Origin of the sequence: Vibrio sp. Vb2131, from assembly GCF_033338535.1 — a bacterium.
Lineage (GTDB): Bacteria > Pseudomonadota > Gammaproteobacteria > Enterobacterales > Vibrionaceae > Vibrio > Vibrio alginolyticus.
The window spans coordinates 131,099-143,649 of record NZ_JAWOSW010000016.1 but is presented as its reverse complement, the minus strand read 5'-3'; the positions used below and the strand labels follow the sequence as shown (position 1 = coordinate 143,649).

The following is a 12,551-nucleotide window of genomic DNA, read 5'->3' as shown; positions in this document are numbered from 1 at the left end:
GTTCTTTTAGTTGTTGATTTCATAACACTCTCCAATTTTGGGGGTGGAAAGTGTCAACCTTATTTAGGACGGCACACTTAAATGAAAAAGACCCTTGAAATTGAGTTCACTTTTTTATGAAGATTAACTCAACCTAAGATTGACAATTTTCGTTATATTTTTCTCGTTTATAGCAATATATAAAAAACTCTTTTTGTTTTAATTAACCATAAGACGTAAAAAAAAGGCAACAAGATACTTCTTGTTGCCAAAGAAAAAATCATCATTCAAAAAATATGAAAATGAAAACTAGCAGTGGACTAGCTAACAAAACAATTATATCCAAAACACTTTAACAAGTAACGATCAATATAATCCATTATATATGGATGAAAATCAGCACTTATAAAATTACACCGATAAAATAAAAAGCCTGAAAATAGTTTCAGGCTTTTTATATTTATTAATTTTTTAGAATGAATATCTCGCAGCTATTGCAAGAATATCGTCTTCATTGTCTACATCTGTAATTCTGTATTCTGCTAGTGCTTTAAAATTAGAAGTCAAATCGTACTCTGCACCTAGTGAGTAGTAATCGACGACATCTTCATCATCACGCTCTAGATTGTTATAGCCAACTAGTGCCCAAAGCTTATCTGTTACTTCATAAGTGGCAACTGCTTCAATACCGGTGTAATCAATATTACTTTCAGAACCATCTTTAGCCCAGTTTTCACCATCACTGTATAAAACAGAGGCATAAAACTTGTCGTATTCAAATGCAATAGCACCCGTTAGCAGCTCTGCATCTTCTGCACCCGATTGCCCTTCACCTTCGTTGTAACCAAGCGCAACTTTGAAGCCATATGGCAACTTGTAGTCCGCCGCCGCACCATAAGAGGCTGCATCTGTTGACACTTCATCGTTTTCAGCCTGATAGCTAACATGAATATTCAAACCTTCATAGCTTGTCGTTAGCTTAAATACTGAATCGGAGCGACCGGTACCATATAGATCCGCACTTACGCCAGCAGCTTCATTACCAAACTCCGGGAAAATATCCGTGTAGTCAGATACTAAAGTGACCGCACCGTATTGACGTCCATAACTTACTGTTCCGTAATCTGCACCAACTCCTACATAGCCTTTTCGGATATCAAATTCATCATCTTCAATCCCATCAGCCTCTCTGCGATTAGACTTAAATTCCAACTCATATAAGCCGAAGGCATAAAGATCTTCATTTATTTTAGACTCACCTGCAAGTCCTACACGAATGTAGCTATTATCTCCGTCTGCATTTTTATCATCAGAGAAATAATACATCCCTTGCGCTCGGCCATGAATATTTAATACTGATTCTTGATCTTCATAAACTACGGCTGAATTTGCAGCACTTGCAGAAAAAAGTGCAGCGATTGCGATCGACGTTCTTGTCATTTTCATTTAATTACCACTACTTGTGTTGTTTGAATCGAGTGAAATTATGAACAGTGGCAATTATTTTTAAAGTGCAAATTCAACCATATTCTATGGATAAATATAAACAAGCCCTCAATCTAAAACATTATGTCCTAGTACTCATATTAGTTGAGATAATCCATCCAAACAGGAGGCGTCCCTATTATTTTTTGAACAGTATCAATGAACAGTTTGGCTAATGGTTGTTGATTTCGGTGAGTATACATTGCATATATTTCCCCTATCGCGGGAAGATTATAATCAGGAAGCAACTGTACAAGATCTTGTTTACTCAAACTCTCCTGAAGAAAGAACTGCCCTATTAAAGCATACCCTAGATCAGATTTTACGGCATCGAGCATTAACTCTGTTTCATTCACGAAGTACTGCCCATTGATATTATACGTTCTAACGTCGCTTGATGACTGGCTTGGCGCTATACGTAGCTTATCTGCCTTAAAGTTAGCATTAGAGTATATTACTGCTGGCATTTTTATAAGCTCTTCTGGAGAGCTCGGGGTTCCATACTTGTCAATAAAACTCTTCGATGCAACCAGTGCCATATTATTGCTTGCCAACTTACGCACTATCATGTTGGACTCTCGGATTGGTCCGATACGAAACACAACATCAAAACCTTCATGGATAACATCGACTCGATTATCATCGAGCAGCAGCTCTACAGTAATGTTTGGGTACTGTTTTATAAACTCTTTAACTGCCTGATTTAAGTATGCTCTGCCAAAGAAAGTGGAGCTTGATATTTTCAGATTACCTTTCGGTTCATCCTGAAATGTAGCAGCAATACTACGAGTTTCAGTTAGAACCTCTCTTACTTTCTTAGCTTGCGCCACCATCTCAACACCTGCATTGGTCAGGGATAGCGAACGCGTGGAACGGTTTAACAGCCGTAAGCCCAATTCATCCTCTAGCTTTTTGATCTGTTTTGACAAAGCTGAACGATCTATATGATTTCTGTCAGCAGCTTTAGCAAAAGTTCCGTATTCAGAGACATCCAGTAGTAATTCAAGTTGGCTTGCGAGATCCACTGCACAATTCCTTATTTAGTTTTTATTCTTTATGTGATGGGAAATGGATTTTACAAAATTAATTTCAATTTTTTATGGTTCAAATTGCATCAGTGAATTGCAAATAATGCACGAATTAAAAACGCTTTAATTTTCGTCGCTATCTTTAGCTTCTGTTTAGTTATTCCTATCTGTTATGGCTTAGTACATTTAACAATACTCCACGTCTTTAAAACCCTAAACTGACCTTTTTCAAACCAAAAAATGAGCATTTTGGCCAATATTTAATCGTGCATTTTTATCACTACTCTATGTTCGCTGAGGGCCTATTTACCCATAGGTACAATGAATACAATGCCGTTCCTTTTAGTATGAACAGAATCATTTAGGGCGCGACAAATGTTAAAGAAAGTTTTCGGCATTGGCCTTTTATCCGTTTTAGCTGCTTGTGCAGACGAAGAGATAACCAAACAACCTAATACTCCCTTACCTACGATAGACGTCTCCAAAGTCATCTATGAGCCCGTTCAATCGTGGTTCACCTTTACAACAAGGCTTCAGGCACCAGAGAAAGTTTCTTTAATGCCACGCGTTTCCGGAGTTATTGAAACGGTAGAGTTCAAAGACGGACAGAGTGTCAACAAAGGCGACTTACTCGTCACTCTTGATGATCGAACCTTCAAAGCTCAGGTCTCACGACTTGAAGCGCAAGTTAAGAGTGCTCGAGCTGCGTTAGAGCAAGCAGCAAACGAACAAAAGAGAGCCGCTCAACTGGTTAAGCGAAAAGCCATCTCAGCGGAACAAGCAGAGACCCGAGATACCGCAGTAAAGCAACGCTCTGCAGAACTAATGGCTTTGCGTGCTCAGTTAGAATCCGCAAAGTTAGATCTTGAGTTTACGAAGATATATGCCCCTATTAGCGGCACTATTTCAAGAGCATTCATTACTAAAGGAAACAATGTAAACGCAAATCAAAGCGTTATATCAAACATTGTCTCTAACGATCAGGTATATGCATACTTTGATGTCGATGAGCGAACTTGGAACCGTTACTTCTCGACAATCAATGCCGACTCTAACTTACCTACTCGTCTTGAACTATCTGGACAAAATGGGCAGGTGTTTTTTGGACGCGTTGACTTTGTCGACAACTCCATCAACGAAAACACCGGTACTTTGCAGGTTCGAGCGGTATTCGATGCAACAAAATCAAACTTAAAAGTGGGATCGTTTGGCCGAGTTCAGATATCAACAACCAAACCAGTTGAACGAGTTCTCGTTCCAGAGCGTTCTATTGGCACAGATCTAGAAAACCGCTTTGTATTAACACTCAATGAAGAGAATACGTTGCAATACAGCATCGTAACCTTAGGCGAACGTTACGGAACATTTCGTGCTATCGAGAATGGCTTGAACGCCGACTCAATTATTGCGGTAAATGGCCCAGCAAAAGTTGGCCCAAATAGCAAAGTCAAACCAAAAAATGTCACGCTAGATATTAGCAATACTTCATTGATTATGGCTTCAAACTCAACATCGTTGCCAAACAAACGTTTAGCTCAAGACTAAGAAGACAACCGAATGAAATTTGCACACTTTTTTATTCAAAGACCCATATTTGCCTCTATGTTATCGCTATTGATATTAATAGTAGGCGCAATTTCACTTTTACAGTTGCCTGTGAGTGAATATCCAGAGGTTGTCCCTCCTACAGTAGTAGTTACAGCAAACTATCCTGGTGCGAACCCAAAAGTAATCGCAGAATCAGTTGCTACGCCTCTGGAGCAAGAAATTAATGGTACAGAAAACATGTTATATATGTTTTCGCAGGCAACCAGTGACGGCAGAATGACATTGACCGTAACCTTTGCTTTGGGTACGGACTTGGACAAAGCTCAGGTTCAAATTCAAAACCGCGTCACTACAGCTTTGCCCCGATTACCAGAAGCCGTCCAACGGTTAGGAGTTGTTGCCGAAAAAGCCTCTCCTGATCTCACCATGGTTGTGCATATATATTCTCCAGATTCTAGCCGTGAAGTCAGTTATTTAGCTAACTACGCTAATTTAAACTTGAAAGATGAGATAGCTCGGCTCGGAGGCGTTGGTGATGTGCGCCTTTTCGGTGGTGACGAGTACTCAATGCGCTTGTGGTTAAATCCAGATGAGCTCGCTTCTAGAAATCTAACCGTAATGGACGTTGTCTCCGCCGTCCGATCTCAAAACCAACAGGTGGCAGCAGGCTCATTAGGTGCGCAACCAGCCGCTAATGAAAACCAATTCCAAGTTTTGTTGAACGTAAAGGGCCGCTTGGAGAATATTGATGAATTCAACGACATCGTAGTAAAAGTTGACGAAACAGGGGCTTTGACGCGTCTTAAAGACGTTGCACGCGTAGAGCTAGGTCAAAACTCTTATGCACTGCGCGCCTTGTTAAATGGTAAACCAGCGGTGGCGATGCCCGTATTCCAACGCCCTGGTGCTAATGCTATTGAGCTATCTAATCAGGTTCGTTCAACCATGGACCGTTTACAAGCAGCCTTTCCAACTGGAGTTTCATATGAAATAGCCTACGACCCGACCGTCTTTGTTCGTGGTTCGATAGACGCGGTGGTTCATACTCTGCTAGAGGCAATTGTACTTGTTGTTGTCGTAGTTATTCTGTTTTTGCAAACATGGCGCGCGTCTATCATCCCTATCATTGCGGTGCCTGTTTCATTAATCGGTACGTTCGCTGTAATGCAAATGCTCGGAGTATCGATTAACACACTTTCGTTGTTTGGACTTGTTCTCGCCATAGGCATCGTCGTCGATGACGCCATTGTCGTCGTCGAAAACGTGGAACGGAACATCCATAATGGTCTTGCACCACTAGAAGCAACGAAACAAGCAATGACCGAAGTTACCGGGCCAATTATTGCAATTGCATTAGTGTTATGTGCGGTGTTTATCCCGACAACCTTTATTACAGGGTTATCCGGTCAGTTTTATAAGCAGTTCGCACTAACAATTACGATCTCGACGATTATTTCAGCAATTAACTCGTTGACGTTATCGCCTGCTTTATCAGCACTGCTATTACAAGATAAGAACGCAAAACCCGATCGGCTAACCAAACTCTTGGATGCGGTTTTTGGTAAGTATGTTTTTGCGCCATTCAATAGAATTTTTGAGTATAGCTCGAACCAATATCAAGCTCTGGTCAAGAAGCTGATTCGTTTTAGCCTTGTTGTTGTGGTGGTATACATTGCGTTACTCGGGGGAACGGTTTCTCTATTCAAAGCGGTTCCTGGAGGATTCATTCCTCAACAAGATAAGCAGTATTTAGTTGCGATCGCCCAACTTCCAGATGCAGCAAGTTTAGATAGAACAGAGTCCGTTATTAAAGAAATGGAAAACCTCGCGCTGGCAACACCTGGCGTAGCACAAACCATTTCTTTCCCAGGCTTATCGGTCAATGGTTTTACTAACAGTCCGAATAGTGGCATCGTTTTTGTTACGCTTGAGGACTTCGATAAACGAAATGATCCAACTCTCGGAGCAAATGCGATTGTTGCATCTTTGAATAAGAGCTTTTCAATCATTGATGAAGCCTTCGTTGCGATTTTTCCACCACCACCAATCCAAGGACTTGGCTCTACTGGCGGCTTTAAACTTCAAATCGAAGACCGTGCGAACAAAGGGTTTGATGAGCTCTTCAAGCAATTGAACTTGATAATAAGTGAGGCATCAACAAGACCCGAGCTGATGGGATTATATTCTACATTTCGCATACAAGTGCCGCAGATGGACATCCAAATAGATCGTGAACAAGCGATGCTGCAAGGTGTTCCTCTAGAGCAGGTTTTTGATGCGCTTCAAGTTTATTTAGGATCATTATACGTCAATGACTTCAATATGTTTGGTAGAACATACAAAGTGAATGCCCAGGCAGACATGAACTATCGTCTCGAACCTGACCAAATACTTAATTACAAAGTAAGAAATGCTGCCGGAAAAATGGTTCCTCTCGGCGCTGTACTGGAGATCATACCCACGATTGGGCCTGACCGCGTGATGCACTATAACGGCTACCCTAGTGCAGAACTAAACGGCAGTCCTGCTTTTGGTTACAGCTCTGACCAAGCCCAAACGGCTATTGAGGAAGTACTGGATCAAAACCTAGCAGAGGGAATGGTTTATGAATGGACTGATGTAACCTACCAGCAGATTTTGGCTGGTAACACGATGGTGTATATATTCCCACTTGTTGTTTTGTTAGTTTTCATGGTGCTAGCTTCGCAGTACGAGAGTTTAAAACTGCCATTCGCTATCATTTTGATCGTTCCTATGACCATTTTTTCTGCACTAGCAGGTGTTTGGTTCATTGGTGGTGACAACAATATATTCACGCAAATTGCTTTGATTGTCCTTGTGGCTCTAGCGTGTAAAAATGCCATCTTGATGGTGGAGTTCGCTAAAGAACTTAAAGACAATGGCCAAGATACCTTATCAGCGATTTTGGAAGCATGTCGTTTACGTCTTCGACCGATTCTAATGACATCAATTGCATTTACCGCTGGTGTTATTCCATTAATGATTGGTACAGGGGCCGGAGCGGAAATGCGACAAGCAATGGGTATTGCCGTATTCTCGGGTATGGTAGGCGTAACGGTATTTGGATTACTACTCACACCTGTTTTTTACATGTTAGTGAGTCGAAACAAAAAACGTCAAACACTATAACCATAATATAAATACTCATTTATATTCATACTAAAGGGAGCTATTGCTCCCTTTTCTTTTGGTTATTAAGTATATTAATAATTTCTAGACAGAGCAGCAGTTATACATGAAACTAATACGCTAATATCTAACCTGGATAAACATTGTGGATTTAGCAAATAAACTACACCTGCTTTTAGAAGTCTCTAAAGCTGGATCTTTTGCAAAAGCAGCAGATGGGATGAATATCGACCGCTCTGTTTTATCTAAACACATCAAGCAGTTAGAAGAGCACTTAGGCGTTAGGCTATTAAACAGAACAACTCGCTCTCTTTCATTAACACAAGTCGGCAAGCAAATAGTTGAAAAAGCAGACCAAATATCTCAACTCCTTGATGATACTCAACAAATAGCGGAGAACTTTCAGACTGAGCCTTCAGGGAAAGTACGAATTTCAAGCTCAACATTATTTGGAAAACTCTATCTACAACCTTCGATAGAGAAGTTTTTACATAAGTACCCAAAAGCAAGTGTTGAACTAATGCTAGATGATCTTCATGTAGACGTGATTAGAAGTAATTTTGATATTGCTTTTCGAATCGGACCTATGAGGGATTCATCAATGGTAGCAAGAAAATTAGCAAAAAATACGACTGCAATCATTGCTTCTCGAAATTTAATTGAAAAACATGGTAACCCAGAAACGCCTGATGAGTTAGTTAAGCTACCTTTTATTATTTATTCAAATGGTAATTTTATTGTCGATAAGCTTAAATTCTACGACAAAGCAAACTCAGATGGTTTAGATACATACCCAATATCAGGGTCATACATGGTAAATGAAGCTGAGCTAATAATTGAAAGCGTAAAGTCAGGTCTGGGCGCAGCACTTATAGGTCAATTTATGCTCCCTAACAACCTAGAGTCTTCTAATTTAGTTCAACTTTTACCAGAATATGAAACTCAAGATTTTGGTGATATTTATGCCATGTACTCACACCGTCAGCAATCACCATTGGTTAGGGCATTCATTGATATCGTTCAAGAAGAAATTGGCATACCACCAATATGGGAAAAGCATTTCAATAAAAGCTAGATGATTCTATTTAACCAAAATTAACAGCTAATAAAAAATCAAAAAAAATCAATAAGTTAAAACAGGAAAATTTAAGATTCATAGAAGTTTAATGTTAGGTGAATTAAGTTCCATTCTAAATGGCGCTTAATTCACTAAATATAAAACATTCTTGATTTATAATACTAACAAATCCATCACCTATACAAGTTACGATGTATATTAAAGAAAAACACACCTCGGTCACTAGTTTGTTAGTATATAAAATATCTTATCTTATTCTTTTGGTTATTTACACGTTAGCAACGATTTATTTTAGCGTACAAATGGACAAAAGCACATCGGAGAACTCTCTTATAGAAATGAATCAAATAGCATTTGTGCTTTTTTCATCGTTAATGTGTTTGTATAAATCTAAGGAATATCTTGAACTCAAACACATATTAGTAATAATGTCTTCATTTTTTATGGTTATATTCGTTAGAGAAATGGACTACCACATAGAGCAGTATTTCCCTCACGGTTCATGGAAGTATCCTGCTTGGATTATAATAGTCTCGGTCTGTTATTTTTGTTTTAATAACATAGTTAACATAAAAAATGAGGTAAAACTTTTCATTTCTCATTCTAGCTTCACGACATTAACGATTGGCTTTTTTATTGTTTTCTTATTCTCACGCTTTGCAGGGTATGGTGATTTTTGGGTCGAGTTCATGGGGAACTCATACAATAGAGACGTGAAAAACTTGGTCGAAGAAAGCTTAGAGTTACTAGGTTACGCGATACTTTTAAACGGTGTTTTACTTATTAAAGTAGAAAACCACTAAGTATAAACAAAAGTTCAGAGCTTGTAGTTCAAGATTTGAACTTTTTTTTGGTTAAAAAAAAGCAGCAAATATAATTTGCTGCAAATGATGAAAAAAACAATATGCGTAAGTTAACTTCCTAGCAATGGATGCGTTAACGAGTTAATAATAACGAACCGTAACAATTAAGTCTCGTTGAAAATAATCCATAAAGAATGGCATTTATTACACTGTTAATTATGTAACCTTATCTAATCTAGTTATCACACGCCGTCGTTTTTATATCTTATCTCTTTCTGTCAATAAATAGCTCTTCACATCAGATCTTATCTATCATCCAAAATTAGTCGACTGTAAAATAAAACACCAAAAATCAATTAATTAGAATCAACCACTTAAAAAATAAAAAGGAGTAAAAACGAAACTATGTCAGATAGAACATATTAAAGATCACCGACTCTGAGTAGAAAACCGTTCATACTCCTTACGCATACAATCAATAAAGACTTCCATCGCCGGCGTCACACACTTCCTAGCATGATAAGCGCAGAGTGGCTTGATCATCTGTGAAAATTCGGTGAACTCAAGCTCTTGTAAACTGCCCTCTTGCAACTCTTTTTCAACCGTAAAACGAGGTAAATAAGAGATACCAATATTACTCTCAACGCAGTTTTTGATCGTATTAATACTGCTAAGTTCGATCATGTTGTCGATGCTAATATCACGCTCCTGAATAATGCTCTCAAACATCTGTCGAAAAAGGCACTTAGGGCCATTGCTTATAAATCCTAAATCAATATGTTGCTCTCTCTTCTTTAAATCTAGCCCTTTTAAAAGCGGTGAAGCAACCAATACCAGTGGCTCCTGCTCAAACTCGTGGACCTTGAGCGTATCGTCATTACCTACTCGATAAAACACACCTAAATCAGCTTTATCCGCTATCAACTCATCTCGAATCTGATAGCAATTTTGTGATTGCAGAGAGAGTCTGACATTGGGCGCTCTGATCCTGAACTCTTTTAAAACATTAGCCATCTTATAAGCAAGTTGAGTCTCAGCAACCAGCACTTTCAATTCACCGGTCGGCTCCGAGTTTTCTTGCTGTGCTGTTCCCTCAATATTTTCCATCACTCGCGCCAGTTCATAGACGTAAGGCAGTATCTTTTCTCCTGCTTGAGTCAAAACCATCTTACGCCCTATTTTTTCGAACAGCTGCAAAGACAGATCTTGTTCCAACTGCTTGATTTGAAAGGTGACGGTTGATTGCGTGCAATAAAGCTTCTGTGACGCTTTTAGAAACGATCCTTCTTCAACAATAGCTTTTAAAGTAAGAAAGCGTTTTAGATTCATGACTAGACTCCACAACCAACAGTTCAATAAATTAAAAGTCTAAGTTTTAATTTATTCAATTTTTTAATCAATTGTAGCGAAGTATAGTGCAGTAAAAACAGGAGAGATAGAGATGACCGCCATCTACACCGCATTTTTTACTTACGTAATCATTACTTCAATTACACCAGGGCCAAACAACATTTTATCGCTCAGCATCGCGACGCAATATGGACTAAAACGCTCAACAAAAGTGATTTCGGGGATGTTTTGTGGCTATGTTGTTTTGATGCTACTTTGTGGCGCTTTCACGTATAACATGATCAGCCTCTTGCCCGTGATTACACCTTGGCTAACATGGATTGGAGCAGCTTATATTGTTTGGTTGGCTTGGGGGCTTGCTACGAGTGAGATCAAAACTTCATCGGATAATTCTAAAGGTATCAGTTTCTTAACAGGTTTCGGTTTGCAGTTCGTTAATGTGAAAATCATTCTTTATGGAATTACCTCTATTTCTACGTTCGTACTGCCCCACACTCAGAATATCTACTGGATCTTAGCGACTAGCCTCATTCTTGCTTTGATCGCACTTCTTAGCAACGTAGTTTGGGCCGTTGCAGGAAAGCTACTTCAATCGCAATTCCAGAGATATGGCAAAGTCATCAATATGAGCTTAGCAGCAGCTCTGATCTATTGTGCGACACAGTTATTTACTTAAGTATATAGTTGATCATCAAGAACAATATTGCTCTTCAACTTAGACGACTACGTTTATGTGAAGAGCAAATTCTGCTCTACAAATCGCTGCGGTTTCTCGTGCCCTTACTCGCTCCTCCCGCGCCCCCATACGGCAGTTTTTGAAGAAGTAGATTCAACGTCACTTAATCAACCTAAAGATACGAAATCTTGTTTAGCTATACATACACGGCCTTGGCGACCTCGGCAATAACTAAGCATTACTTAGTATACACAAATCAGAAAAACTAAGATAATCTTAGTCATCCAAGTCCTTCGTATGAACTTTAAGTGTTGTTTAATAACCCACTCCCAGCCCGCCTTAAGCATGCGCGTAAACAAACGAATCTGTCCCAAAAAGCACTGGGCATCCGTATCGGCATGGATGATAGTTCTGCAAGTGCAAGGATGAATCAATACGAAAGGGAGCGCCATACTCCCGACGTAAAAACGCTCAAACTTATCGCAGATGAGCTAAACGTGCCTCTAAACTATTTTTTTTGTGAAGATGAAATCACCGCTGAACTTGCTGTGAATCTCCACAAGCTGTCAAATGATGACAAGCAAAGAGTGCTTGAGAGCACAGCCCAGCTGATTGCAGACGCAATCGCCACGAAGTCGAGTACGTAATTGGGATTAAACGCCTAAGAATACGTATCAATACCAAAGAATCAAAGAGCATAACTAAGGGTTCAACATGGCTACAACAAAAGCACTTGTGGTTTTTTCCGGTGGGCAGGACTCTACGACCTGCTTAATCGATGCATTAAATACATATGATGAAGTTCATGCTATAACGTTTGATTATGGCCAGCGTCATTCAGATGAAATAGATATCGCTATCGAATTAGGTAAGCAACTTAACATCAAAAGCCACAAAGTCCTGGATGTAAAATCAATTAATGAGTTAGCGATAAGCTCTCTGACAAGAGACAACATTCCGGTATCTAATGACTTAAGCGACGCTAACGTACCCAATACATTCGTTCCAGGGAGAAACATTCTCTTTCTTACTTACGCATGTATCCATGCTTACCAGCTTGGCATTCAAGACATCATTACGGGAGTCTGCGAAACAGACTTTAGTGGTTACCCTGACTGCCGAGACAACTTTATTCGCTCTCTAAATCTCTCTTGCAATTTAGGTATGGATAAAGCCTTCAATATTAAGACTCCTTTAATGTGGCTTACTAAAGCCGAGACCTGGGCTCTAGCTGATAAGCACAATATGTTGGAGTTTGTCCAAAACAATACGTTAACATGTTACAACGGAATCGTTGGTAAAGGCTGTGGTGAATGCCCAGCGTGCCTACTGCGACAAAGCGGCTTAGAAGAATACTTAGCGAGCAAATAGTCTTTGTTAACGGTAATAGCGGTGGGATGAAACCTTTTGCGTTAGCTTTTAAACGCTTTATCTCAGCGTGAAACTCCAGCCAA

The 12,551-nt window shown here is 39.5% G+C and carries 9 protein-coding genes; 6 read left to right on the top strand and 3 right to left on the bottom strand.

The annotated features are described in order from the left end of the window. Window positions 1–450: 450 nt before the first annotated feature. A complete protein-coding gene (locus R7E38_RS17255) occupies window positions 451–1,425 on the bottom strand; it encodes a porin (RefSeq protein ID WP_318081929.1) in 975 nt (324 codons plus the stop codon). A 140-nt stretch (window positions 1,426–1,565) separates the two neighbouring features. Beyond that, window positions 1,566–2,489 carry a LysR family transcriptional regulator gene (locus R7E38_RS17250; RefSeq protein ID WP_005377321.1) on the bottom strand — a complete coding sequence of 308 codons (924 nt, stop codon included), beginning with the start codon at window positions 2,487–2,489 and terminating at the stop codon, window positions 1,566–1,568. A 378-nt stretch (window positions 2,490–2,867) separates the two neighbouring features. Between R7E38_RS17250 and R7E38_RS17245 the strand changes: the two genes are divergently transcribed. The 3 genes from R7E38_RS17245 (at window position 2,868) to R7E38_RS17235 (ending at window position 8,265) form a co-directional block, all read left to right on the top strand. Beyond that, window positions 2,868–4,037, top strand: a complete 1,170-nt coding sequence (locus tag R7E38_RS17245) for an efflux RND transporter periplasmic adaptor subunit (RefSeq protein WP_226084290.1) — start codon at window positions 2,868–2,870, stop codon at window positions 4,035–4,037. Between the two features lie 12 nt (window positions 4,038–4,049). Beyond that, window positions 4,050–7,190, top strand: coding sequence for an efflux RND transporter permease subunit (locus R7E38_RS17240; protein ID WP_262664684.1), 3,141 nt, complete (start codon window positions 4,050–4,052; stop codon window positions 7,188–7,190). Between the two features lie 145 nt (window positions 7,191–7,335). Beyond that, window positions 7,336–8,265 carry a LysR family transcriptional regulator gene (locus R7E38_RS17235; RefSeq protein WP_064353962.1) on the top strand — a complete coding sequence of 310 codons (930 nt, stop codon included), beginning with the start codon at window positions 7,336–7,338 and terminating at the stop codon, window positions 8,263–8,265. A 1,235-nt stretch (window positions 8,266–9,500) separates the two neighbouring features. On the opposite strand, the gene R7E38_RS17230 is transcribed toward R7E38_RS17235, so the two are convergent. Beyond that, a complete protein-coding gene (locus R7E38_RS17230) occupies window positions 9,501–10,400 on the bottom strand; it encodes a LysR family transcriptional regulator (protein WP_203345967.1) in 900 nt (299 codons plus the stop codon). 112 nt (window positions 10,401–10,512) lie between these two features. Between R7E38_RS17230 and eamB the strand changes: the two genes are divergently transcribed. The 3 genes from eamB to queC all read left to right on the top strand — a co-directional run bounded on the left by eamB (window position 10,513) and on the right by queC (window position 12,468). After that, on the top strand, window positions 10,513–11,097 hold the full coding sequence (gene eamB, locus R7E38_RS17225; RefSeq protein ID WP_005388201.1) for a cysteine/O-acetylserine transporter: 585 nt from the start codon (window positions 10,513–10,515) through the stop codon (window positions 11,095–11,097). 308 nt (window positions 11,098–11,405) lie between these two features. Next, complete coding sequence (locus R7E38_RS17220; RefSeq protein ID WP_226084288.1) at window positions 11,406–11,744, top strand: helix-turn-helix domain-containing protein; 339 nt, start codon at window positions 11,406–11,408, stop codon at window positions 11,742–11,744. Between the two features lie 67 nt (window positions 11,745–11,811). Next, window positions 11,812–12,468 (top strand): 7-cyano-7-deazaguanine synthase QueC, encoded by a 657-nt coding sequence (gene queC, locus R7E38_RS17215; RefSeq protein ID WP_005377298.1) that lies wholly within the window; start codon window positions 11,812–11,814, stop codon window positions 12,466–12,468. The last annotated feature ends 83 nt before the right edge of the window (window positions 12,469–12,551 follow it).